The 25,034-nt window shown below is 39.8% G+C and carries 22 protein-coding genes; 4 read left to right on the top strand and 18 right to left on the bottom strand.

The window, feature by feature from the left end; translation table 11 throughout:
- Nucleotides 1-488: 488 nt before the first annotated feature.
- The 16 genes from JOC94_RS11435 to JOC94_RS11360 all read right to left on the bottom strand — a co-directional run bounded on the left by JOC94_RS11435 (nt 489) and on the right by JOC94_RS11360 (nt 15,992).
- Nucleotides 489-1,067 carry a bifunctional transcriptional activator/DNA repair enzyme AdaA gene (locus JOC94_RS11435; protein WP_077109748.1) on the bottom strand — a complete coding sequence of 193 codons (579 nt, stop codon included), beginning with the start codon at nt 1,065-1,067 and terminating at the stop codon, nt 489-491.
- Nucleotides 1,068-1,221: 154 nt separating this feature from the next.
- Entirely contained in the window at nt 1,222-2,496 is a 1,275-nt protein-coding gene (locus tag JOC94_RS11430; protein WP_077109754.1) for an APC family permease, read from the bottom strand.
- A gap of 942 nt (nt 2,497-3,438) precedes the next feature.
- Nucleotides 3,439-4,053 (bottom strand): ABC-2 transporter permease, encoded by a 615-nt coding sequence (locus tag JOC94_RS11425; RefSeq protein WP_077109750.1) that lies wholly within the window; start codon nt 4,051-4,053, stop codon nt 3,439-3,441.
- Nucleotides 4,054-4,914, bottom strand: coding sequence for an ABC transporter ATP-binding protein (locus tag JOC94_RS11420; protein WP_077109751.1), 861 nt, complete (start codon nt 4,912-4,914; stop codon nt 4,054-4,056).
- A gap of 2 nt (nt 4,915-4,916) precedes the next feature.
- A complete protein-coding gene (locus tag JOC94_RS11415; RefSeq protein WP_077109752.1) occupies nt 4,917-5,291 on the bottom strand; it encodes a GntR family transcriptional regulator in 375 nt (124 codons plus the stop codon).
- A gap of 301 nt (nt 5,292-5,592) precedes the next feature.
- Complete coding sequence (locus JOC94_RS11410) at nt 5,593-6,900, bottom strand: serine hydrolase (RefSeq protein WP_139345545.1); 1,308 nt, start codon at nt 6,898-6,900, stop codon at nt 5,593-5,595.
- Between the two features lie 583 nt (nt 6,901-7,483).
- Nucleotides 7,484-7,786 carry a hypothetical protein gene (locus JOC94_RS11405; protein ID WP_077112808.1) on the bottom strand — a complete coding sequence of 101 codons (303 nt, stop codon included), beginning with the start codon at nt 7,784-7,786 and terminating at the stop codon, nt 7,484-7,486.
- Nucleotides 7,786-8,013: a helix-turn-helix transcriptional regulator gene (locus JOC94_RS11400; protein WP_408021916.1), complete on the bottom strand. Its 228-nt coding sequence runs from the start codon at nt 8,011-8,013 to the stop codon at nt 7,786-7,788. The genes JOC94_RS11405 and JOC94_RS11400 overlap by 1 nt, the downstream gene beginning before the upstream one ends.
- A gap of 628 nt (nt 8,014-8,641) precedes the next feature.
- Nucleotides 8,642-9,670, bottom strand: a complete 1,029-nt coding sequence (locus tag JOC94_RS11395; RefSeq protein WP_077112807.1) for a phage baseplate protein — start codon at nt 9,668-9,670, stop codon at nt 8,642-8,644.
- 60 nt (nt 9,671-9,730) lie between these two features.
- The gene (locus JOC94_RS11390; protein ID WP_171973947.1) at nt 9,731-9,871 is read right to left on the bottom strand and encodes a hypothetical protein; all 141 of its coding nucleotides are present in this window, start codon (nt 9,869-9,871) and stop codon (nt 9,731-9,733) included.
- A gap of 103 nt (nt 9,872-9,974) precedes the next feature.
- Nucleotides 9,975-10,706: a glycerophosphodiester phosphodiesterase family protein gene (locus JOC94_RS11385; RefSeq protein WP_077112805.1), complete on the bottom strand. Its 732-nt coding sequence runs from the start codon at nt 10,704-10,706 to the stop codon at nt 9,975-9,977.
- A 17-nt stretch (nt 10,707-10,723) separates the two neighbouring features.
- On the bottom strand, nt 10,724-12,022 hold the full coding sequence (locus tag JOC94_RS11380) for an ABC transporter substrate-binding protein (protein ID WP_077112803.1): 1,299 nt from the start codon (nt 12,020-12,022) through the stop codon (nt 10,724-10,726).
- 33 nt (nt 12,023-12,055) lie between these two features.
- Entirely contained in the window at nt 12,056-12,796 is a 741-nt protein-coding gene (locus JOC94_RS11375) for a carbohydrate ABC transporter permease (protein ID WP_139345674.1), read from the bottom strand.
- A gap of 124 nt (nt 12,797-12,920) precedes the next feature.
- Nucleotides 12,921-13,799, bottom strand: a complete 879-nt coding sequence (locus tag JOC94_RS11370; RefSeq protein ID WP_077112799.1) for a carbohydrate ABC transporter permease — start codon at nt 13,797-13,799, stop codon at nt 12,921-12,923.
- A 3-nt stretch (nt 13,800-13,802) separates the two neighbouring features.
- Nucleotides 13,803-14,846: an ABC transporter ATP-binding protein gene (locus tag JOC94_RS11365; protein ID WP_077112797.1), complete on the bottom strand. Its 1,044-nt coding sequence runs from the start codon at nt 14,844-14,846 to the stop codon at nt 13,803-13,805.
- 54 nt (nt 14,847-14,900) lie between these two features.
- Nucleotides 14,901-15,992, bottom strand: a complete 1,092-nt coding sequence (locus JOC94_RS11360; RefSeq protein WP_236017066.1) for an alcohol dehydrogenase catalytic domain-containing protein — start codon at nt 15,990-15,992, stop codon at nt 14,901-14,903.
- Nucleotides 15,993-16,390: 398 nt separating this feature from the next.
- Between JOC94_RS11360 and JOC94_RS11355 the strand changes: the two genes are divergently transcribed.
- The 4 genes from JOC94_RS11355 (at nt 16,391) to JOC94_RS11340 (ending at nt 22,682) form a co-directional block, all read left to right on the top strand.
- The gene (locus tag JOC94_RS11355; protein ID WP_077112793.1) at nt 16,391-17,152 is read left to right on the top strand and encodes a DeoR/GlpR family DNA-binding transcription regulator; all 762 of its coding nucleotides are present in this window, start codon (nt 16,391-16,393) and stop codon (nt 17,150-17,152) included.
- A 1,774-nt stretch (nt 17,153-18,926) separates the two neighbouring features.
- Nucleotides 18,927-20,630, top strand: a complete 1,704-nt coding sequence (locus JOC94_RS11350; protein ID WP_077112791.1) for a molecular chaperone HscC — start codon at nt 18,927-18,929, stop codon at nt 20,628-20,630.
- Nucleotides 20,627-21,958 (top strand): tetratricopeptide repeat protein, encoded by a 1,332-nt coding sequence (locus JOC94_RS23375; protein ID WP_077112790.1) that lies wholly within the window; start codon nt 20,627-20,629, stop codon nt 21,956-21,958. The genes JOC94_RS11350 and JOC94_RS23375 overlap by 4 nt, the downstream gene beginning before the upstream one ends.
- A 13-nt stretch (nt 21,959-21,971) precedes the next feature.
- Complete coding sequence (locus JOC94_RS11340) at nt 21,972-22,682, top strand: DUF1266 domain-containing protein (RefSeq protein ID WP_077112788.1); 711 nt, start codon at nt 21,972-21,974, stop codon at nt 22,680-22,682.
- 154 nt (nt 22,683-22,836) lie between these two features.
- Here JOC94_RS11340 and JOC94_RS11335 read toward each other — a convergent pair whose 3' ends face one another.
- Nucleotides 22,837-23,601, bottom strand: a complete 765-nt coding sequence (locus JOC94_RS11335) for a hypothetical protein (RefSeq protein ID WP_077112786.1) — start codon at nt 23,599-23,601, stop codon at nt 22,837-22,839.
- 695 nt (nt 23,602-24,296) lie between these two features.
- A complete protein-coding gene (locus JOC94_RS11330) occupies nt 24,297-24,866 on the bottom strand; it encodes a DUF6434 domain-containing protein (RefSeq protein WP_077112814.1) in 570 nt (189 codons plus the stop codon).
- Between the last annotated feature and the right edge of the window lie 168 nt (nt 24,867-25,034).

Genomic DNA, 25,034 nt, shown 5'->3' with positions numbered 1-25,034 from the left:
CTTCATTCAGTAGGAGTTTCCATCTCCTACTGAATGTTAGTTGAACCAATCGGGCATTTAGGTGCGTTTTACACCTTTTGTATCAACTCAGGTCTTGAAATGGTTATATGGCACCTTACATGCGGGATAAAAGAGAAGACAATCATAGGAACGTTAGTGGTCACCTCAAGTGTTTTAGTCACTTTTTTCTCAAAACCCTTACTATGGTGATATCTTTAGTGCGACTTGTCATTGACGAGCATTCATCTGGGTTTTCTCGTGACTTCAATCCACGCACAATTATAGAGTGCGCTCGTTTGGTCATATAAGAATCTATTACAGTGATCTATTTCAATCCACGAAACTTCATTAGTTTGGATACATATAGAAAGCCTTCTGGTTGAAACTACTCTTTTATATCCTCCCATTTTCAGCGTTCTATTTGAGGATCTCGGGAGCCGCATATCCGTAGAAAAAGAAACGTGACAAGGATAGCCCACTTAGCAAAGTCACAACTTCCATCCCTTTTCCGTTCTAAATTGTTTTGGTGAACAGCCGGATATTTTTTTGAACTGCCTGTAAAAGCTGGAAAAACTTTGGTACCCTACTTGAAAGCAAATTTCAGTGCTGCTGTAAGCCGTAGACAAGAGTAAATTCCGCGCCTTTTCAATTCTCATATGTTCCAGGTACATATGAGGAGTAAAACCCGTTTTCTCTTTGAAAATCCGATTTAAATGGTACGGGCTTACTCCAATTTCTCCTGCTAAAGTGCGTAGTAAAATTTTTTCATGGTAGTGATCTTCCAAATAGTTTTTTGCTTGTTCCACCACTTCTAATTGAGGATCATACATGTCAACGTGCAATTCGGGCTTGCATCGTTTACACGGCCGAAACCCTTGTTGCAAGGCATCTTTGGCCGTTTTGAAAAAACAAATATTTTTGTAATTCGGGGTCTTGGATTTACAAGAAGGCCGACAAAATATGCCTGTTGTTTTCACGGCATAAAAAAACTTGCCATCATATTGTTGATTACACGTAACAACCGCTTCCCACATGAATGCCGTTGAAAATGCAGTTTCCGCTGCCATCAGCAACCTCCCCTTTTATCAAGTGAAACTCAATACTCCACTGATTGTTTGTTGAGCCCCATCAAGCTTTTACCGGGTGTTGAACACCAACTACACTTCACCTTTTACCTCGGTTTCTTAATCATCAGGCTTACTGCTAGTGAATGCTTCATTTCTAATCATGGAAATGCTCGCCAGTTGAAGGCCAAACCTTTTTCTGTAGTGCCATATAGCCCGCATACAACACAATGACGATGAATGGGGCTGTCAAATACAATTGAAAAAACGGCAGTACTAATATACACAGAATAAGTGATAGGAGCGAGCACCACCAAGGAAATGTGCGATTAGCGAACAGCTTAACACCTGCCGCCATTGAAAGAATATATACAAATACACCCAAGGAGGTCGGTATAAACAGAATATCATTGAAAGACATTGAATAGAACTCTGTCGTAACAACTCCCACTATTGCAAAGGCAACGACAAATATCACCATGCGTCTGGGAATTTGTTTTGTTCCATGTAAAACGGCGAGCTTTTTGGGAAAAGCCCCATATCTTCCCAACGAATATCCGAGTTGGGCCAAACTGGCTACAAATGCATTAGACGTTCCAATACATATAATGAGGGCTAAAATGGCCGTCACTATTTGAGCTCCTACTCCAATTGTTTCTCCCATCAGCACGCCAATTGGCGATAAATTGCTGTCTATATTTCCGTATGTTCCGGTGCCGATTGTAACAAAGCTTAATGCCAGGAACAATATGCTTATGATTACGGCGCTGACAATCGTGCTTTGAACAATATTTTTTTCCGGCTTTTTAAAATGATGAGCGAGGTTGCAAATAGCTTCCCATCCAAAAAATGACCAAAAAATAACGGTTACTGCTTTTCCAATAGAATACCAGCCATTAGAAACGAAGGGCGTGAAATTTCCCCATTCGATATGGACTAATGAGACAAGCACTGTAAAAAGTAATAAAAAAAGCAGACAGGCGCTGATCACCAACGCAACTTTACCGCTTACCACAACACCATGATAATTGGCTATCCCCGCAATCAGCAAGATGATGATCGCCATCCCTGCCCTTTCAAAATCGTCCAGCCCAAAAGCAAGGCTGATGTAAAAAGCACCAGACATCGAGACAACCGTTTGGCCAACCGCGGCAGTGACAAAATATAACCAGCCAACCACATTGCCTAAGTGATCACCAAAGGAACGCCGAACAAAGGTGGCTGCTCCTCCAGCGTCGGGATATTCACGAGCCAGACAGGCAAATGAATAAGCAAGCGGAAAGCTGATCATCACCACGATGGACCAAGACAGTATAGATGCCGGTCCTGCTATCGAAGCCGTTACACCGGATAAAAAAAGGACACCCGAACCAAGAATCGCGGCAATATACAATGCGACACCTTCATATAACCCAATCGATCGTTTTTCCACTGGCCACACCTCTTTCATAAAGTGAAACTTCATTCAGTAGGGCTCCTACTGAATGTTAGTTGAACCAATCGGGCTTTTAGGTGCCGTTTTCTCACACTTAGATCTTTTGTATTCACTCAAGATTTTGATGTGGGAGGCTTACGGCACCTTATATGGTGGATAAAACTACCTTACCAGCCTTACACTTCATGTTCTTCTCTTTTCTTGCATTCTAATTCTGCTTTTTAGCCCAGGTTAAGAAAACCCGAACAGAAGTGAAAATCCGAGGCAGAGCATGAAAAAAAAGAGGTTCCTTGCCATGGAAAAACCTCTTCAGAAAAACGGTATTCAAATGTCGCTAGATTTTATACTGATAGGACGTTTTGCTATCTCATATGGGAAAACCCGGAAGTAGCATGTCCCAACTTCTCGCTTTGCGTTTAGCTAAAACTGAGATCGGCAACAGCACGTCCTGCTTTTCATTCTGATGGCGTAATGCAAGGTATCCGATTGACATAATGGCTATAAGGAGCGCCAAGACTTTCTTTAAAAAGCCGAATTCAGAAAAAATATGTGTAAAAGCTTCTGCTACCACAAGTAGAATGATTCTTACTATCATGAACCTTGACATACTCCCTATTTCCTCTTCGTTCACTCATTCTTCACCAAATAAAGTGAAGTTTCATCCAGTAGGCGTTTCCTTCCACCTCCTACTGAATATTAGTTGAACGAATCGGGCATTTTGCCGTTTTCTCCCACTTCGACCTTTTGTATCTACTCAAGTCTTGATGTGGTGTATATGGCACCTTACATGCGGGATAAAATTCGGCAATCGGCAAAAATAATCTCTTTTTTCCCATTTGTTACTCGTTCCGCAATCGAGAAATACTTTCATGCTATTCAACCATCGAAAAAGAAACAGAAGAGCGAAAGCTGTTTCTTCCACTCTTCGGTTTCAGTCACCTAAAAGGCTTTTCTTTCATAAATTCCAATGGAAAGTAACCAAGATAACCCGAACAAGATAAGAACGAAGATGCCGCCCATCAAATAAAGCTGTACATCAGGAGTTTTCATCAACCAGTTGATAAAAGTCCGAAATGACTCCTGAAAAAATTCAGAAATTAATTTAAAGGTAAGTAAATAAATAGCCATTAAAATCATGCCGCCCATCAGTACATGCTGCGGTTTAAATATATAAGAGCACGGTATGCTAAATGACGTAATCAACATCACCAATCCAAAGCCAACCAAGATATTTTCCAATGAAAATGCGGAGATATTTCCATTAATGAGTAAATGTCCCATATAAACCAACAGCACTACGCCTGTTGTATAAAGAACTGTACCGACATACTTTGAGCTGACAATTTCTTTTCGCGTGTAAGGCAAAGAGTTTAATAAAATATTCACCTGATCCTTCATGTCATAATACAAGGTATTCATTATAAAAGCTAAACTCATCGCAACAACAATCGTGGCATTTGGGATATTTTCCCATACAAAAAAACCAATAAGGGCTAAATAAAAAATAAAATAGTTCTTCTGAATTCGAACATCTTTTTTAATCAAATCCAACATCTAGACCTCTCCTTTATTTGTATAATACATGATGTCTTCTAACGTTGGTTTTTCTATTATGGCTTCTTCCCCAAATATGTTCATCACCCGTTCTTTATGTTCTGTCAATGCCTCAAAGCCGCTTTCGGTTTTTCTGATTGAAATAAATTCTTTCTCAGTATCGGCATCCAGCAAATCAAGGCTGCCTTTTACGATGGCATACTGTTCTTCAATTTGATACATTTCCTTTGTGAAAATATGCCTTCCGCCATGTATAAAGGTAATATAATCCGCAATCCGATCTAAATCTGTTGTAATATGCGTTGAAAACAAAATCGTTTTGTCTCCTGTAAGCATTAACTCGCGAAGAATTTCTAACAATTCCCTTCTAAATACAGGATCAAGTCCAGATGTTGGTTCATCCATGATTAACAATTCTGGATGATGGGATAGAGCCATGGCCAGCGAAGCTTTCATCTTCATTCCTTTAGAAAAAGTCTTTACTTTTTTCTTTAGCGGAAGTTCGAATAATTCAACATAGTAGTTAAACTGACTCTCATCCCATTGTGTATATGCAGGACGTATAATATTTTTCATCGCTTTTAAAGTTGAATCTTCATAAAACACATTTTCATCACAGACAAAGCCAATTTTTTCTTTGATATTTTTTGCATTTTTTTCATAATCCATGCCAAAGACCTTGATCGTCCCGCGGTCTGCTTTTATTAAATTCATGATCAATTTAATCGTAGTTGATTTCCCCGCCCCATTAGGGCCTATCATTCCAGTAACATAACCTTTTTTTACATCCAAGGAAAAATTTTGCAATTGAAAACCCTTGAACGTTTTTTCTACATTTCGCAGTTCGATGACGTTTTCCATTCTCAATCCACCTCATATAATAGCGTCAGCATTTCTTTAAGCTCTGATAGGCTTATGCCCATTTCTTTGGCATTCTGAATCGCATCCACCAGCTTTTCTTCCATGACCTTCAGCTTCTTTTCATGAATGATTTCTACGTTTTGTTCTGCCACATACGAGCCTTTTCCTACAATCGAGTAAATAAAGCCATTTTTCTCCAATTCCTCATAAGCCCTTTTCGTCGTAATGACACTTATTTGTAAATCCTTTGCCAGCTGCCTCATGGAAGGCAGAGGCTCACCCTCCTTTAATTGGGAGGTTAAAATAAGCTTTTTTATTTGGTTGGCAATTTGCTCATAAATGGGTGCCTTAGAACTATTGGATATGATAATTTGCATATTGGGTACCCTCTAATCAAATATTGTATATACACTATATATACAATATACACAAGATGAACACTCATGACAATGGAAAGATTTTTATTCGTAATTATTTTAATAACCAGATAATAAATGCGACTAGGAACCTAAAGGCCGCTCACTCTTCTTCCGGAAGATTTTCAAACGAAAAAAGCTTGTGGAAAACAATTGCTTTTTCCACAAGCCGAGTAAAGAATTAAATTGAATCCTGCTCCATGACGATGGATACCAAAATCGCCAAGCTGACAAGAATTAGCACAGTTAAATTGCTCAACGCTTATTTTGCGTAAGCTTGCAGTGTGGATTGGACTTTTTTTCGAAACTGTTTATTATTCACCATTTCTACAATAAAAGAATTAGAATGAAATTGCAGCATCATTGACTCCCATAATGATAAGTCATCCATGAACAGCACAAATTCCATTTGATTGCCAGAAAGATCCTCAAAATACATCGCTTGATTATAAATAAAGGCAGTCGAGCCTCCTTTTGCTCCAATGTAGCGATAATGTTCTTTATTTTCCGGGATCATTTCCATTGGCCATTCCATCAGGTCTCGTAATGTATGGGATATTTCTGAAGGGAAGCCTTCTCTGGAGATCATATGAAGCAGTCTTCCGTATGTGGCTGGAGAGGCTTTTGGCATGCGGTCAGACCAAACACGCTGTTCTTTTACAGAAAGGTCTACCCCTGCAACTGTTATCTTTTTATGCTTCATTTTTTCGCTTTGTATAAGGGCCTCTTTTTTATAGTTCTCATCAGACATTTCTCTTAATTCTTTTTGCCAGTCAGTATCTTTTTTTTCCTTTTTATATTCATTTAATGCTAACAATGCTCCTACAAGAGGATACACATCGTCATGGTCTTTTAACGCTAATTGGTCGATGCGATTGTTGATGCTTTCAACGCCCAGTACATCAATCAGATAATCAGTGTTTGCATTGGAGCTAAAGGCAATCATTCCTTTTGCGATATCGCGCAGCTTCACTTTATCATTCTCAATTTGACCTGCTTCCTCCATTTGTTCCAGCCATTTTTGATGGCCGCCGCCATCGGTATTCTCTATATAATAACGATTGACTGTTTCTAGTGGAACGGTTGCGTCTTTATGCAAATCGCCATTTTCAATTTGATAGGCGTATTCGATGGCGACGATGATTTTTACAACACTTGCCAGCGGCCGCGGTATATCAGATTGATACGTAATCATTTCTTCATCATTCATCGCAACAAATAAAGAAGAGCTTTCTGGATGTTTCATCAGGTGGTTTAATGTGTACTCGGGATTATGTTTCAATAAAAAATACAAGACTGTTATAATGATGAGTGTCAAAGAGGCGTAAATCATCATTCTTTTTTTCGTGTATGTTTTTTTATCCAATAAAATCAAAAGAATACAGCCTGCGATAATCGCCAGTATAAAAGAAACACCCATTACTTCAACAAAAAAGATGACACCCAATACAATCACCGTTGTGACGGCAAATCGCAGGATATTCCCCTTTGATCGTTGTGACTTTTTGAACAGCGGAACACTGGAGAGTAAAAGAATTCCCATCAGTCCTATCCACGCATAAATATTCAACAAAATAGCCTCCTTATAAATTGAAACTTCATTCAAGGAATGCTTTTCTCCTTGAATGTTAGTTGAACCAATCGGGCATTTAGGTGCCGTTTTCTCACACTTAGACCTTTGGTATCATCCTCACGTTTTGAAGTGGGAGGCTTACGGCACCTTACATGCGGGATAAAGTGAAACTTCATTCAAGGAATGCTTTTCTCCTTGAATGTTAGTTGAACCAATCGGGCATGTAGGTGCCGTTTTATCACACTTGGACCTTTGGTATCACCCTCACGTTTTGAAGTGGGAGGCTTACGGCACCTTACATGCGGGATAAAGTGAAACTTCATTCAAGGAATGCTTTTCTCCTTGAATGTTAGTTGAACCAATCGGGCTTGTAGGTGCCGTTTTATCACACTTAGACCTTTGGTATCACCCTCACGTTTTGAAGTGGGAGTCTTACGGCACCTTACATGCGGGATAAAAGTGGTGAGGAGCGCTCCTACAAAATCTTCAAATCATGTCAAAATATACCATCATGCAGCACTACTTGTTAAAGGCGAATAGTGCTCACAATGGCGCACTCCGATGAGTCTCAAGTTTCTATTTAATATTTCCTTTTTAGTATCATGATGTTGAAAGCATGTATGATGGTGAGCCCCGTCATTAAGAACCAAATAAGCAGCTTGTAAGTTTCATAGTTTAAAGGCTGTATAAATTGATCGACCATTTCAATGGTGAGCCATCCAAGCGGCAACATCGGAAAAAGAATACTGTATGATTGATTAGCGATTGTTTTTCCCCTCTCGTCGCTTCCTTCAGATCCCCATTCAAAACGCAATGATATCAATAATGCTGCAAAGAAAATGATGACATATAGTAACCTTAAACTAGTGTAAAATATTTCCATTAATGATCCTCCTCCAATTCATACTGAAAAACGTCATGCACATCTACACCAAAAAAAAGGGCAAGATCAAATGCCAATTTTAATGAAGGATTGTATCTATTTTTTTCTAAGGAAATAATTGTTTGGCGACTGACTCCTACGCCGTCCGCCACATCCTTTTGTGATAAGTTGCGTTCAGCACGAAGAATGACTATACGATTTTTTATTTTTCTATTCATCAAAGGCATCGACACCATCTCCTTCACCTAGATAGTAATATATTTTTTACAATAAGTAAAGTATTTCATACATAAAGTAATATATTTCTTACACAACCGATTGCACCATTGAAAACAAATGAGAGGGTTGAATCAGAGATTGATTGTGCGAACTATTAAAGAATCATTTTTTATTGAAAAAATAGTCATACATACATTTGCTGCCGCATTTTTTCACTCGTTCATCCTACCGTGTGAAAGCCGCCATATCTTTCACGGATAGCCAAGTTGATGGAAAATGAATTGATAAAAACGACGAAGGCGCTAAATGGAAAAGGGGCTGGGGCTGTCCGAAAAATAATATGGGAGCTTGAAAAGCAAAAAAAATAAAACCTAAGAATGCTGTAAAATCAACATTCTTGGGTTTTAAGTTTTAGCGCCTTTACTCTAAGTTGGACTTTTTAGACAGCCCCAACCTTCCGTTTGGGAAAGCAATGGGTAGGTGCTCGATATTAGAAAACTTTGGCCGGTAACTTATATCGCAGCTGTCAACAATGATTCATTTCAGTCAAAACAGGAATCCATGAAAACCCATCCTTAGCTTTAGTACCGAACCGCACTCCTACCCAACCTAGATTATACGATCATTTCTTCTACATTAATGATTTTCCTTTAATAATGAACACCGGTGGTGGTTACTATTTATTGGCATGAGTTGATCAAAATAATATATATTAGCCAACCTATTTGGCGCGGCGTTTGATGCAAAACCAATATGTAATTGAGCTTTATGAGGCTGTTTTGGATCAGGGATTCTAATAGCCATACCTTCAGGTTCCCTAAATGTCATTGCATTGCCCGCCGAAATCAATTGTCTGGCTACCGCCTTTCCAGAATTTAAATCGACCGCTGTTACATACGTATTACCGTAAGGCGCAACCGATCCGTTGACCCCATAGGCGTTACCTTCTAATAAATACAAATATGTTCCGTATGAGGCAAAACCTTGGAATGTTCCAACGGGAGGTTGCGGAACATCCGCAATAGGATGGTAGTTTCCTTTCTTCACTTGCTCTAAATCAAACACACCATATCGAAAACTTCCATCCAATCTGTATCGCATTGTCAGTAAACCGTGAGTTTTATCAATGTTGACAGTTGTACGGTCAGCTCCTTCGATAAGTTTATGTTTTTCAAGGACTGGAGAATCTGGTGTTCGTATAGTACCGTTCTCAAATGGAAATCTAGCAATCTGTGTTCCCCAACCGTCATTTCCTTCTGTAACTGCATCCGTTTCAGTCCATAAATACGTCACCCCGTTTTCAACCTCTACACCAATTTGGACTCCGTGGCCGAATCCTTTTAGGTACATATGACCTAACTTATTGCCCTCTTGATCTAATTTCGTCAGTGTTACATCACCATTTTTAGCCCTGATTGCCCCACTGACTGGTTCATTTTCATCCGGGAGCTGTTGACCACCAGCCATTAATTGCACAACATAGATATGCTTATTTTCATCATCAAAAGCAAAAGATTGCAGTACCGTGCCATTGTGCAATGGCTTGTCTTGAATGAATGGAAGCCCTTCGTTTGATAAAACAAACATGTTTGTATTAGGTACTGGCTGTTTTGCCTTTGTCGTAAGAGGAATTGTAGAAATCAGAATGACGATGATTAGCATCATTGGTATTTTCCTACATAACTGAAACAGTCGATTCATTTTGTATGTCACACATCCTGCCTCTTAAAATATTGTTCTATCAACGGTTAAAGTCGCAGTGGAGGTGTCGAATTTTTTAAACATGACAGAAATAGCCCTGTCGCTGCATAGTCGTCTCTTTACGCTATCCATTCCGATGCCAAGTGTTTTCTCGACTCTGCTCATTTTGGGAATCCTCCCTGGTGCTAAAATGGGGTGTCAATTCTCGCGATTTGACACCCCGCTTTTTTGTTCTATTCCACGAAAAAAGCTTCTCCTATTTCCGCCTCTACTTTTTAATATACTTTAATGCAGGTAATAGATCATTACATGTTAATAACGTTACTCCACAATCCAACGCGTATTTGACTTGCTCCATATCGTCCGGACAATAGCACCATGCCAGTTTTCCTTTAGCTTTGTAACTTTGTACAAGTTCAGGGTTCAATAACTTCATGCTCATTCCGATTGCCCATATTTTAGAAATGGTCCCGTCTTCACCGGGAATATAATGAAGCATTTTCTCCCCGGGAAAACCTTGTGTTTTTACATTGTATTTGTCATGAAGATGCGTAATCACTTCTGCATCAAAGCTCGTAAATACACATCTATCAAGGAAATCATATTTTTTAAGCAATTCGACCGTACGGTCGGCGACTTCAATCGCTTGATCACATGGCTTGATTTCAACATTGAAAAGTAATTCAGCATACGGTTGAAGTGATTCGCAAAATTCTTCCAGCGTGGGAATCTTTTCCCCTTCACCAGCATCCAACTCTTTTAATTCTTTTAATGTAAGATCATTTACCATACCTGTCCCATTCGTCGTTCTATCGACAGTATCGTCATGAATAATGACGACTACATTGTCTTTAGATAGTCGTAAATCAAACTCAATCATATCAACTCCAAGATCAACTGCTTTTTGAAACGCCAACAGAGTGTTTTCCGGATATTCAGCACTATATCCGCGGTGGGCCGCAACGTTTATACCGGTTTTTGATTGAAGTTGTTCTATCATAATATGGATCTACTTCCTTACTTATTTAAAATTCTTTCTGTTTCTTCTTTGAACTTTTTCAATGTAGGCTTAATTTCTTCGTCATTATACATAATCGCTTCTATTGCGGAGAAGAACTCATGCATGATGACTGGCCATTCAACATCCTTGTTCGTGTCAACAGCATGTTCAAGCTGTTCATAAGCTACTTGTCGATTTGGTTCTTTTACCCACAGTTCTTTCATCTCTTGCGATTCAACCATCGTGTTAGTAAATGGAAGATAGCCCGAATCTATGACAAACTGTAATAATCCTTCCGGCTCTTTCAACATCCACTCGATAAATTTCCATGCTGCTTCTTTATTTTCCGAACCGGCAAGCATAGCAATATTCCCGCCTCCGGTAGGTGCTGCGTATTCATCATTTTTAGGCAGGAACGTTGTGACATAATCGAACTCAACATTTTCCATTAAAGTACCGATTGTACCAGTTGATTGATACATGATTCCGATATTTTCACTCATGAACATTTGGTTAACGATATTACCCGAGTCCTGGGCAGGAGGATAATACATAGCGCCAGTACTTTGTACGTCTTTTAAAAATGAAAATACTTCTTCACCTACACCATTATCAAAAAATCCAACCGATGTATTATCTTCATTAAAAAATGTTCCACCTGATTGAGTAATCATGGCAATTGGATACCAAGTATCGTAAGGCATACTAAATCCATAACGTTTGTATTCATCGCCTTCTTTAATCACTAAGGCGTTCGCCACTTCTTTCAATTCCTCCCAAGTAGTTGGAACCTCTAAGCCGTTTTCATCCAGCATTGACTTGTTTACATGTAAAATGGGAGTCGAACGGTTAAATGGAAGAGAGAGAAGCTGATCATTAAAATACGAATGACCCATTAATCCCTCTGTAAAATCGTCAACATTTAGATCACTTGATTCAAAATAAGGTGTCAAGTCTTCTAGCACCTCTGAATCAGCAAACATCTCTACATATGCCCGTTCTATCATCGCAATATCGGGAGAAGTGTCGGCCGAGATGGATTGTTGTAATTTCGTGACCGCTTCATCGTATCCACCCTGAAAAGAACCAACAACTTCAATTTCATCTTGTGAATCATTGAAACGTTTTAACATTTCATCAATTAGTTCACCATTTTTACCGCCTAATGCGTGCCAGAACTGAATCGTCGTTTTCTCACCATTTTTCTTCTTCCCGGCATCATCATTTCCTCCTGAGGACGAACTATCAGAACTACAGGCAATAAGCAACATTGAGATGATTGCCACTATCAAAATCATCAAAATATGTTTTCTCATTTCTTCCCCTCCGAAAATTTTTATTATTAGGAATTATTTAATCCCTGAATAAACAAATGCTTTCACAATATGCCTTGCGCAAAATACATAAATAATCAATATCGGCAGTACTAAGACCACATTTCCGGCCATAATTATATGCCAATTACTAATTCCTTCCGTTTGTCTTAACATCGCAATTCCTAATGTTAGCGGGCGGACCTCGGCAGAATCCGTCATGACAAGCGGCCAGAAATAATCATTCCAATGACTGACGAAACTAAATAATGCAATGGTTGCAAGCGCCGGTTTTGACATGGGCGTCATGATTTTCCACATAATTTTAAACTCACTTGCGTTATCAAGCCGTGCCGCTTCAATAATTTCATCAGGTATTTGCATAAAATACTGTCGTAATAAAAAGATCCCGAAGGCATTGGTCATAAATGGAAGTATTTGGGGAAGCAGGGTTTTTATAAGTCCCCACTCGGCCATCATCAAATACACTGGAATGAAGGTAATCTGCCCGGGTATCATAAATGCAAGTATTACCAGGGCAAACAATACTTTTTTTCCAAAAAAGTCATATCTGGCAAATGCATACGCAGCTGGTATCATAATCAACAGCTGAATGACAATAATGGATGTTGTCACGATCACTGAATTTTTGGCGTAAGTTACAAATGGTCCTGCTTGCATCGCATCTACAAAGTTAATCCATTGCGGTACTTCAGGAATCAACGTAGGTGGAAATGCCATTGTTTCTTGAAACGTTTGTAAGGATGTAGAGATCATCCATAAAAACGGAAATATAAAGATTAATAATACAAGTATCTTTAATAGAATGTTTACTGTTCCTTTAAAACGCGGAAAAAATCCTGAACTCAATCATGCTCCCCCTTCCTGGTGCCACCTCATTCTATTGATAAAATATCTTTTTAGACAGCAACCGGAAATATATGATTGTTAACAGACCAATAATGAACATTAAAATCACACCAGTGGCTGAAGCATACCCTATATTCGTTGTTCGGTATTCGTAAATATAGTAGACTAGCGTATTGGTCGCATTATTCGGTCCCCCGCCCGTCATTATTCTGACAGTGTCAAATACTTTAAAGGAACCAATCGTCATAATGACCAAAATGAAAAAGAGTTGTGGCGAAATTAATGGTAATGTGAGCTTATAAAATACTTTTGATTTTTTCGCATTATCCAGCGCGGCTGCCTCATAAATACTAGGCGATACACCTTGTAATGCCGCAACGATGATAATGATGTAATATCCGATCGCCTGCCATACGGAGACAATAATGATGGAAATTAAAGCTGTTTTGGAACTCTGTAACCATTGGGAAGTCGGCAATCCCAAAGTTTTCAAAATATAATTGAGAAATCCTATACCCGGCTCCATCATCCACAACCATATCAACGCGATTGATACGATGGAGACGATATGGGGCGTAAACAATCCAGCTTGAATGACAAAATTTAGTTTCGTTTGTTTACTTAGCCATAGGGCAATCAATATAGAGATGGTCATTGTTAGTACAACGACACCCAATGTGTATAAAGACGTATTGCTTAGCGATTTATAAAAATCACTTCGCGAAAGAATCTGTACATAATTGTCGAACCCTACAAACTTACTTTTTGCTTTGTTCATTAAGTTATAGTCAAAGAAACTTAAGTAGATCAAATTCAATATTGGATAAATGACAAAAATAAATATCCCCATCATAGCAGGACCAATCATTACATATGGACGCAACTTCTCCCATACTTTCTGTTTGTTCATATCCTAATACTCCCTTAACTTTTCCAAATAGCTTTGGAAATTTGGATGATCTGGCCGAATCCGTTCTTCGTTTTCTCCAAAGAAGAATATATCTTCCGCCTGAACCCCTACGTTAATATCCTGATCAACTTGGTATTTGTCTTCGGTACTTTTTGCCATAAAAGAAATATCATTATATCTGATCTGATAGATCGTCTCCGATCCTAACATTTCACGCGTAACGATCCTTCCTTTTATTGAAAAATAGGATTTGATCGGTGAAGTAGATAATATAAGTTTCTCTGGTCGAAAACCAAACTTAACATGATCTACGCCCAAGTTTGAGATATTCATGGGAGGAACCCCGATAAATTGCGCAACAAATAAGTTGTTAGGATCACGGTACATTTCTTCAGGCGGCGCTTCTTGTTGAATCACTCCCTTATTCATTAATACGATTGTGTCTGCCATAGACATCGCTTCTACTTGGTCATGAGTTACATAAACAAAAGTAGTCCCCAGTTTTCTATGTAGTTCAATCAAGTCAATTCTCATTTGCGCCCTTAATTTTGCATCTAAATTTGATAATGGTTCATCCATTAAAAAGACGGATGGATTTTTTACCATGGCGCGCGCTAACGCGACCCGTTGTCGTTGTCCTCCTGATAAAGTGGATGGCATTCGATCAAGATATTCGAAGAGCCCGACACTTTTACTGATACTGCCTACCAGTTGCTTTCTCTCATGTTTTTTCACTTTATGATTGACTAATCCAAATTCTATGTTTCCCCTGACAGTCATTGTCGGATAAAGCGCATAGTTTTGAAATACCATTGAGACCCCACGTTTACCCGGCGGAATATTTGTCACATCTTTTTCGCCAATCATTACTTGTCCAGATGTTTGAGGACCAATCCCGGCTATCATTCGAAGAAGAGTTGTCTTCCCACAACCAGAAGGTCCTACCAATACTGTAAAAGAGCCGTCTTTAATTTTTAAATTTAAATCTTCGATCACTACATTTTGCTGAAATGTTTTTGTAACTTGCTTAAATTCTATGGACGCCAATCAACGTACCCCCTCGCATCAATTTGTTATTGTTGAAAAGCACAATTTTGCAAATCACCAATGGAACTCTAATAAACATTTTTCCCATCCACGGTTTTGAAGCGCGTCATCCATTACATTTTTCAAATCTTCTACAGATGTAATCTCTGTCCTTTTTCTCGGAAGCAACGCTCTTAACGCCTCTTGGTAAGAAGGGTTTTTCATGGCTTTTAAAACAGGCGGGTAATCGGAGAATGAACTTCTACTGCTTCCTCTCAACGAGATGCCTTTTTCCAAAACATCTCTTGTATTAATCCAAACTTTTTCCTCGGAAACACCAAGCAAAATGATTTCACCCAGCGGGTTTAAGAGATCAATCGCCTGATTGATGGCATTTTCGGAAAATTTGCCTCCTGTACAGTCAATGGCAATATCATATTGATTGCCTTCTGAGAAATGATCATTCAACACATTGAAACATTTCGCGAAATCAAAATGTTTCAACTTATCAGCATCCGCTCCAAAAACTGTAAGTCTATCTTCTTTTATGCCAAATATGTGTGTAAGCATCGTGGCTGTAATATAACCTACTGGTCCGTCTCCAAAAACGGCGACGGTTGAGTTTTGCAGCTTTTCCTTAATCGAACGAAGCGCTTGATATGATACTGTGCACAATTCTGATAAAACAGCTATTTCATCTGGAACTTCATTTGGTATGGGAATCACACAAGAAGAAGGCATGACTATCTTGCTTTGGGTTAACCCATCATAGCCACTTCCCAAAAATCTCTTATGCTCACAATAATTATCCCCCATTTCTTTTTGACATATCGGACAGCAATCATTTGCTTGCTTTCCTTCTAAAATGTAGCCGGGAATGTTGGGAACGATGACTACCCGAGTCCCTTCGGGCAGCGAGTCCAAGTTACTTTTTACTATTTTTCCAATCCCCTCATGAATCAATGCCATTGGCAGTTTTTCTTTTAGCGCTTCAGGCCTTCTTTGACCAGAAAAATAACGGAGATCTGCATGACAGATGCTTCCCAAAGTAGGCTCAACGACTACTTCCCCGTTTTGTAAGGGGTGAGATATGTTTACTTCTTTAAAAACACCAGGTTTTATCAATTGATAAACATTGGATTGAATTTGTTCTTTTGTTTCTAACAAAATGTCGAGCTCCTTTCTGCTATCCATTACATCTAAACGTTCAAATAAACAGGTGATTTTTGAACTGTTCGATTAATAGGATACTAAGAAACAAAATGCTTGTAAACACTTACTTAAACAAAAATGAACATATTTGAGTGAAACAAACCGGTATAACCATAGGTAAACTATTCGTTTTTATTCATTTATGTTAAAAACGAACAACAAATTAGATTTAGTTAGCATTTTACTATTGTATTATCAATAATGATTATGTTTTTTGTTAATATATTGTAAAGAACCTGTTAAAATTGAATTTAAATGAGCTTATTTAAGCACAAAGAGAAAAAAAAGAGCATAATAGAATAGGATGAGTTCCTCTCTCGAACATCCAAATATTGATTCAAGAGGTGCATTCAATGTTGCCATTGGAAAGACAACAACAAATATTAAAGTATGTTAGAAACAATACCGCCACTACCATTTCAGATCTCGCTAAGCATTTTAACGTTCATGAGGCAACCGTTAGGCGTGATATTCGTTCATTAGTAAAAAAGAGATTGCTCATTAGAACACATGGAGGCGTCATGATAGATGAGGAAGTACATTCTGAGCCCCCTTTCCAAGAACGTACCACCGTCCAATACGAGGAAAAATCACGTATTGGCAAACAGGCAGCAGAGCTAATAAAAGACGGAGAAAATATCATTCTTGATTCGGGTACAACAACCCTTCATATCGCGAATGCCATCATTCATAGAAAAAATATAACTGTCATAACAAACGATATAAACATTGCGGCGATTCTGCGGTCCGCGAAATCAATCAAAGTGATCGTTACAGGAGGAACTTTATTTCCTGATAGCTTTATGTTAAATGGAATGATTACGGATGAAGTTTTAGGGACACTCCATGTTCATAAGGCCTTTTTGGGGACACCTGCCCTCCATCACAAAAAAGGATTAACACATTTTGATGAGTATCTCGTTTCCGCTAAGCGGGGAATGATTCGCGCCGCCAAACAAGTGATCGTCGTTGCTGATCATACAAAGATTGGCAGTGTCTCCTTACACAAGGTAGCCGGCATTAAGCAAATAGACGATATCGTTACTGGAAAAGAAGCTGAAGGTTTAGATTTACATCTGTGGGAAGAGCAAGGGGTTCGTATCCATCTGGCATAACAGCCATTGGATACAAAAGGCAGTTATTGTACAAGGGTAAATGAAACTTCGAATTTGCAAATGATTAACGGCAAGCAATGAAGGCCTAATAATTGAGAAACATCAGATAATCTATGGTTCGCGAACAAAAAAGGGGCCGGGACATACCCCTGTAAAAATGAATAAACCGCGTGAAATCAAGTGGTACTTACCCCCGAAAATGAGACTTTCTACTCTAACTTTTAGGGGTAACCACCAGTTTGAAAACCTTAACGGTTTTATTCTCAGATTCTTACGAATAACAATCAGCTTTTACCTTATGTCCACTCCCCTATTTGAGTAAAAAAATCCCTATCATCGCTACGTCAACATATTTCGCTTTCCGCGTGCCCGGCTTCAGCTTCCTCGGAAAGCAAAGGTCGCTTTCCTGCGGGATCTTCAGCTCGAGCTATTCCCGCAGGAGTCTACATAAGTTGACTACGCTAAAAGCTTGCGTATGATACACTGGGACCATTTATTCCGCATGTAAGGTGCCCGATTGGTTCTAACAGTCAGTAGGAGATGGAAGAAAACTCATACTGAATGAAGTTTCACTTTATCCCGCATGTAATGTGCCGTAAGACTCCCACTTCAAAAGCTTGAGTGAATATAAAAGGTTTAAGTGGGAGATAACGGCACCTAAATGCCCGATTGGTTCAACTAACATTCAGTAGGAGCCCTACTGAATGAAGTTTCACTTTATGGTTCGTTTTTTCATCAGCTGATTTAGTTGTGTCACAGACTCTTTCTTTTATGATCGTTACGGAGCTTTTCTTATGTTTTTCACGTATACTTCGGGCTGCTTCAATCCCGTAAATTAAGAATGACTTAATTAATCATTCCATCGCCATCACATTATCGTACTGATCATCTTATTACTTTCTGAGGTCATGCACACCATTCCTTTTTTTCGGCCTTCAATGCCCGTCTCAACAAGCGAACCGGATTTTCCACCTTATAGGGCTGTTAATTTCTGTTGCGTTACGATTTATTCCAAGTGTCATCGCAACATCGTTGGATGGCCTTCATAAATGAGACGAAGGGACAAAGCAGTGGAAAAATGGAATGTCGGATCTCAAGCTCAGAATGAAGTTTTGAGGCTGTTTTTTCATGCCGATAAGCAGAGCTTACTGCTAGGGTGATCTTGCTGAAAACATGTAAACACATTAATCAAATGTTCTTGCTTTTTCCCAGTAATAACCTCCCCATCGTTCATGTTTTCCGGGATATAGCGGTCAGCCACAATCGTTATGGAATGCGAGGTACATTAAGGTATATTTTTTAGACAATAAGGATTTTACACATAAAATGTTTTTGTCTGACATATCCCATTTCATTGAAGACAAATGAAAGGATTATGTATACCCGTCAAGACAATGAATAAAAAACTTTGAAGTCTCCTATTCTAGAAACTTCCCAAAACTATTTTGGGTGCTAAGGGGATAAAAATCCTTTTTCATACGCATCGCAACCTCATCATCCGTTGCACAAAATAAAGAGTCATTTTAATTCGTTAAAGGAATGTTCAAGTCGATCGATGCATTGGCTCATGACCAAAATTTCCATCGACTTTCCCTCAGAAGAAACAAATACACCTTTACTGAATTGTTCAAGTCCAAGAAAATTTCAGCCTGCCGGGAATTTTTCAGCGGCATTGATTGCGATAAAAAACATTTTAAAATAGGATAGAAATAGAGGATGATCCAATAAGTGGAATTTTATGTAATAAAGTCACAGATAGAAAGAGGGATATTCTTTGACAACGATAGGAATTGATTTAGGGACAACCAATAGTCTAGTAACCTATTGGACGGAGGATAAACCCGTCATTATCCCTAATGTACTCGGTGAGCGAATGACTCCATCCATTGTCAGTGTAGATGAAAATGGGAGTATTTTGGTCGGGCGTATTGCCCAAGAGAGACTCATGACTCACCCGCATCTGACCGCATCCGCTTTTAAACGATATATGGGCTCGGAAAAAGAGTATGATCTTGGAGAACACTCCTTCTCTTCGGAGGAGCTTTCCTCTTTCGTGCTGAAAACACTAAAAGAGGATGCAGAGAATTATCTTGGCAGACAGGTTACGGAAGCGGTTATCAGCGTACCGGCTTATTTCAACGATGCGCAGCGGAAATCAACAAAGCTCGCGGCAGAGATTGCCGGATTGAAGGTAGAGAGACTTATTAGCGAACCGACCGCCGCGGCCATTGCTTACGGATTGCATCAGGAAAAACCGGAAACGAAATTTCTCGTGTTTGACCTGGGGGGCGGAACGTTCGATGTGTCCATTTTGGAGCTGTTCGAGGGCGTTATGGATGTAAAATCAATTGCGGGGGATAACTTTCTCGGTGGGGAAGATTTTACAGAGCTGTTGATTTCCCATTTCATGAAGACGCACAAACTTGAAAGTGAAGCGCTCGACTCGAAGACGAAAGCGGCTATTTACAAGCAGGCCGAAAGGTGCAAGCTATCCATTGGCCAGGAAGCAACTGTGGACATGAGCATGACCTTAAACGGTGAAGTTTATGACTGTCAGCTAAGCCGTTCAGAGTTCGAGAAGCTGGCTCAGCCTCTCATTCTTCGTCTGCGCCAGCCGATTGAACGGGCGCTTCGGGATGCTTCCCTGTCCCCTTCAGACTTGGATGCAGTCATTATGATCGGCGGAGCAACCCGAATGCCGCTCATTAAAAATGTCATTGGCCGTATGTTCGGGAGAATGCCGTACACAAATATCAATCCTGATGAAACGGTCGCCTTGGGTGCGGCCATCCAAACCGCTTTAAAACAACGGAATCAAGCGTTGGAAGAGATCATTTTAACGGATGTATGCCCGTATACGCTCGGCACGAGCGTCGTTCGGGAATTAGGCAGCGGGCAATATTCCGACGGAAACTTCTTGCCGATCATTGAACGGAACACACCGATTCCCGTCAGCAGGGTAGAACGGCTTTGTACGATAAGGGATGATCAAACCAGGATAACGGTAGATGTTTATCAAGGGGAAAGCCGGCGAGTCGAAAATAATATCAAACTTGGAGAGCTGAACATTAAAGTGCCTCCGGCCCCAGCCGGTGAGCAAATGATTGATGTAAGATACACCTATGATATAAATGGCATTCTTGAAGTCGAGGTGATTAGTGTCTCGACGGGCGAGAAGAAGCGGACGATCATTGAGCAAAATGCCGGGAGTATGACAAAGGAACAGATCGAAGCGCGGCTGTTGGAATTGAAGGATATTAAAATCCATCCGCGGGACCGCACCGAAAACAGGTTGTTGATCGCCAAGGGAGAACGTCTGTATGAGGAGACGCTCGGCGAAGTCCGTGATGCCATCGCGCTGTTCATACAACAATTTGAAAGTGTACTACAAACGCAGGATGATCAAAAAATCAAAATGGCGGCCGAACAGTTTAAGGAACGGTTGGAAGAAGTAGAAAGGCGGTTGAATTTCTTGTGAGCATCTGGGATATTTTGGAGATTGATCCGACCTCTGAAGAATCGGCCATCAAAAAAGCTTATGCCAAAAAGCTGAAACTTCACCATCCTGAAGATGATCCTAAAGGGTATCAGCGGCTTAGGGAGGCTTACGACGCCGCCATGAAACAGGCTAAGAGCCAAGCTGCCTCCTTGCCTGTTTTTCAGGATGAAGAGGATGAGAGTCAATATGAAGATAGTGAGGAATCTTTTGATTCGGAGCAACACTTTTTCAACTCAAATGATTTTTTCCCTGTGCCGCTGGAGGAGCCAAGAACCGAACGCCATCCGGTATACGCGTTTCTTCAACAGGTGAAAGAACTATATGACGATTTTTACGCCCGCATCACCCCCGAGTCTTGGCAAACCCTTATGGACGAAGATATTGTATGGGAGATGGAATACAGCCAGGAGCTGCGGGATGGGCTCATTTCCTTCCTTGAAGATGATCATCATCTTCCCCGTATCGTTTGGGAAGTGCTGGACAACACATTCGGTTTTCGCGAGGACAAAGAAGAGCTGCTGAAGCATTATGATGAAGAATTTGTAGAGTATATGATCAGGCAAATTGAAGGAACGATGGAGCTCAGATATGATTGTTTTGTTAATCAAGAAATCGCCTTCGATATCGAACAATATTTGGATCTGAGAGAATCAGCCCAATATATGCTGATGAATGGGGAAGTAGAGAGAGCAGGCGATTTGCTGGAAGAAGCCCATGGGCTGTTCACGGACGACCCCGATCTGGAATTAATGAGAGGGAAATATTATCTGGAAATAAGGAAGCCCGATGAGGCGTTGGAATGCTTCACCCGCGTCATCGCTCTTCAACCCGATGATCCTGATGGATATTGGCAGCGTGCCCTGCTTTACTATGATCAGCAGGAGTATGAGGCCGCCCTTGCCGACTGCATGCATCTTCTGAACAAAGACGAAGGGAACAAGGACCAAAATGTGCTGGTCTTGGCTGGTCGTTGCCATTTAGCGCTGGGTAATACGGCAGATGGCCGAGAGTTGATAAAGGAGACATTAGCAATAAACAAGCTCCATTTTCGATCATATATCCACTGGTGTATTGCGGAGAATGCGTACGGCAAGACCCTCGATCCTGCAGAACGGAAGCAACCGCTCCGAGACGATTTCTTGTTTCACTCATTCCTGTTTTTAAGATTAACCTGGTTTTATATTTGTCTTTACTTGATTGTTTCGCTGCTTTTTGATCTACATCCGTATTCTACAGGCCTGTTGCTCATCCTTTTACTGTGGAATGCCTGGAAAATATGGAAGGTTAGACGAGTTTTATCAACTTAGAAAGGAGTTACTCATGTTACATCAATACAGCCGCAAAAAAAGGAAGCAGTTGGAGTTATATTTCCGCTGCCTCTCTACCATATGTACGGACAGTGTTCTCGGCCACTACTATTATGTCTATGAATTTCATAAGGCAGAACGCTGGCTGCGAAAACAGGTTATGAAAAATGCTCTTCTCGCTTGGAACATTACCGATGCGGCATCATTCAAAAGCACCATTCGCTGGTTGCTGGATGACGGTTATCGTGATGAATATAGACAAATACATGCTCATCTGTCGGCTTTGACGGATGCCTCACGCAAAAGATATATGGAAACATCAACGAACCACCCCGACTATGCCAGAAGGGCGGTTGTTGATAAATTCCTTCCGCAACTGCCTTCGGGAGACATTGCTGCGTTTGGAGGAGGATGGGCCATTTTTTTAAGCCGAATCGGCCCTGTTTATGGGTATGTAACAAGCGAAACAGCTTGGAAAACCAAAATAGAAATAGCCAGGCGTCTACAGAGCCATTACAACAATTGGGAGGATTATATGACAGCTTTTGCCGCAGGATACGCTTTTAGCCAATCCGATCCGGAAATGAAGAAAGCCAGGCATATTTTTAACGGGGCTATGAGCTTGTTTGCTAGCAATACATTAGTCGATAAAGCGGTATGGCACCAGAACCTGCTCCCTGATAAAGGGGAATCCCTTCACAAGCAAGGGAAATTGTCTATCTGATGAGCCTTCGTCGATCATACACTGTTGCGCGCAATGAATGGTGTGCCTGAAGTGCAAAAAATAACCCTTAGAAACCGGACTTGTTACAACCATATTCGTCTGCCGAAACGTAAAAACCCTTGAATTTTTTCAAATAATTTAAGGGTTTTTATCTTTAATAATGGTTAACGATTAACCATCCATCTTTTAACTCAATATGGTACCCTGTTGATCCCCAATTCACCTGCACCGTTTCCCCTGTTTGTATGGCTAGGTCGACATTCTCCTTAAACCCCTCATATCTATTTGTTAACATATCTTTTACCAATTCCGCATAGTCCGGAAGAGCCTCTAAAACTCCGGCACTCATATAAGCAATAGGATTCTGATCCTTTATGATGATAAATACATCACTATCAGGAATAGCGTATAGTTTTGCACCATGATTTCGTACGGCAATGATGATATCACTTAAATTGGGATGTTTATTCTCATCCATAACCAGAACATATTTAGTACCGTCAATAATGATCTCATCTTCGGCAGATGTATCTTTTCCTTCATTTACTTGTTCTGGATTGGTGTTATGTTCATTTTTTGCTGTTTGTTTATTTGTCTCTTCTTTAACCGCTGGAGTTGTTTCTTCTTTTTTTACGGCATCCACTGTCTTTTCTTCAGGTTTTGCCTTTTCTTCAGGTTCTACTTTTTCTGCTTGTTTATTCGTTTCCTCTGTAGCCGTTGATATTTTTGCAGTTATGGCTGTTGTATCAAGTACTTTTTCTTCTGGTTTCGTATTTTCCGCCGGTTTTTGGAGGTCCCTAACTTCCATTTCTTCTGCTACTTGAGTAGCTTTTACATCACTTTTTGTCCCCGAGTAATGGAATGCACTAGCAGCTAACAAAAATACAGACATCAATACAATAGCATAAAACTTTTTCATCGGTCTCCTCCTTTTTACATTTCCCATGTTTATATATTATCACAAATATTTCATTTAGGTTACAAATGTTACATTTATATTTCTGCATTTTTCTAAACTAGGTTTTCTCTTCTGTTCTTGCTTTTCATTTACCCCTGAAACTTTCTGGCAAACACTATTTTAGCAGCCGTCTTTTATCCGAACCATTTGTCAGGCTATCTGACGTTTCATCTAAAATTGGAACGAAATAAAAGTGGATATATGAGCGTTTAGGAGGCGTTCAAGGATGCGGAAAGAGGATATTGAAGAATTAAGCGGACTCAGCAAATCATATCTATGAAACAAGATTTGTTTCCAAATGAACAAGTATTCGTGAAACCGATTTATTAGGTTTCGGATATGTTCATAACGGCAATACAAGTATCGTTCAAGACACAATCATCGCCAAAAGCCCCTCAATGATATGGCTTATACACTACCATGAAAATATATTCAATGAATGGGCGCGGCTTAAAGCCGCATATTTATTAAAAGAGCATGAGGCCGTCTTTGTTTTATCGTTAGTGACGGAACCTTCTGACACTTCAAGGGTCGAGCAACTAACTGCTCGGTATTAGGACAAACAAATAGCATTTGTTGAACGAGTCAACCAAATGCTTGTTTTTTGCCTGGCAAAAGTCAAATCACGTCAATAAAATATGCTGAAAAATGCTCAACTAATGATTAGACATATATTTATTGCTTCCGGGAAATTGCTTGATTACATTCCAGGCTGCAATCGCTTCTTTACGGCTTTTTCCTTTATTTTTCGGATCAGCAAAAAAGTCGCGTATAAATTGATTATATTCAAATTGAGGTGCAATGTTTTTCTTGTACGAAGGGTCTTTCTTTCGTTCCTCTTCCTCATACCAAGCGTCTACTACATCACGATATGTTTTTCCGACATTGTTCTTAAAATAGTTTTGGATATAAGTGGAAAAATGAAAGTTGGGGATTACCGATTTAAAAAATGCTCTTACATGCTGGCTGCAGCGATGGTTTTCCATAATGACTGTATCAAGACTTAGATCTGCTTGAGGTTGCACCTTCTTATTCGTTTTTGATTTTCTCGCAGTTTTTTTTATCTCCCCTGTCCGAAGAAATGTTTCAATCCTATTGGAAATTTCTATCTTAGAACCAGAGGCACTTATTCCATTTTCCCTACAAAAAGATTGTAATTCTTCCTTTAACCAATAGAAAGCTTTAAAACTTTCCACGCTTGCATTTTTCGTTAGACTAGGTCTCATACATTTTCCCTCCACATTTACTTCATACACATTATAGAACATAAGTTCCCACTTTGCAAAAAACGTTACAAATCCGTTTCTCAAAAAACGCTGGGACATAAGCTGAAAACTAACGAATATTCGCAAAAAACATGAAAACCGTGTGAAATGAAAGGTTTTTACATTTGC

Origin of the sequence: Siminovitchia thermophila (genome assembly GCF_016909185.1) — a bacterium.
GTDB lineage: Bacteria > Bacillota > Bacilli > Bacillales > Bacillaceae_C > Siminovitchia > Siminovitchia thermophila.
This window is presented reverse-complemented; position numbering and strand designations above follow the sequence as displayed.

What these genes read in the sequence shown, in the direction of transcription:
- JOC94_RS11435 (WP_077109748.1), bottom strand. Translation starts at nt 1,067, where the DNA reads ATGGCAGCGGAAACTGCATTTTCAACGGCATTCATGTGGGAAGCGGTT.
- JOC94_RS11425 (WP_077109750.1), bottom strand. Translation starts at nt 4,053, where the DNA reads ATGTTGGATTTGATTAAAAAAGATGTTCGAATTCAGAAGAACTATTTT.
- JOC94_RS11420 (WP_077109751.1), bottom strand. Translation starts at nt 4,914, where the DNA reads ATGGAAAACGTCATCGAACTGCGAAATGTAGAAAAAACGTTCAAGGGT.
- JOC94_RS11415 (WP_077109752.1), bottom strand. Translation starts at nt 5,291, where the DNA reads ATGCAAATTATCATATCCAATAGTTCTAAGGCACCCATTTATGAGCAA.
- JOC94_RS11405 (WP_077112808.1), bottom strand. Translation starts at nt 7,786, where the DNA reads ATGGAAATATTTTACACTAGTTTAAGGTTACTATATGTCATCATTTTC.
- JOC94_RS11400 (WP_408021916.1), bottom strand. Translation starts at nt 8,013, where the DNA reads ATGCCTTTGATGAATAGAAAAATAAAAAATCGTATAGTCATTCTTCGT.
- JOC94_RS11395 (WP_077112807.1), bottom strand. Translation starts at nt 9,670, where the DNA reads ATGATGCTAATCATCGTCATTCTGATTTCTACAATTCCTCTTACGACA.
- JOC94_RS11390 (WP_171973947.1), bottom strand. Translation starts at nt 9,871, where the DNA reads ATGAGCAGAGTCGAGAAAACACTTGGCATCGGAATGGATAGCGTAAAG.
- JOC94_RS11385 (WP_077112805.1), bottom strand. Translation starts at nt 10,706, where the DNA reads ATGATAGAACAACTTCAATCAAAAACCGGTATAAACGTTGCGGCCCAC.
- JOC94_RS11380 (WP_077112803.1), bottom strand. Translation starts at nt 12,022, where the DNA reads ATGAGAAAACATATTTTGATGATTTTGATAGTGGCAATCATCTCAATG.
- JOC94_RS11375 (WP_139345674.1), bottom strand. Translation starts at nt 12,796, where the DNA reads ATGATCTCTACATCCTTACAAACGTTTCAAGAAACAATGGCATTTCCA.
- JOC94_RS11370 (WP_077112799.1), bottom strand. Translation starts at nt 13,799, where the DNA reads ATGAACAAACAGAAAGTATGGGAGAAGTTGCGTCCATATGTAATGATT.
- JOC94_RS11355 (WP_077112793.1), top strand. Translation starts at nt 16,391, where the DNA reads ATGTTGCCATTGGAAAGACAACAACAAATATTAAAGTATGTTAGAAAC.
- JOC94_RS11340 (WP_077112788.1), top strand. Translation starts at nt 21,972, where the DNA reads ATGTTACATCAATACAGCCGCAAAAAAAGGAAGCAGTTGGAGTTATAT.
- JOC94_RS11335 (WP_077112786.1), bottom strand. Translation starts at nt 23,601, where the DNA reads ATGAAAAAGTTTTATGCTATTGTATTGATGTCTGTATTTTTGTTAGCT.
- JOC94_RS11330 (WP_077112814.1), bottom strand. Translation starts at nt 24,866, where the DNA reads ATGAGACCTAGTCTAACGAAAAATGCAAGCGTGGAAAGTTTTAAAGCT.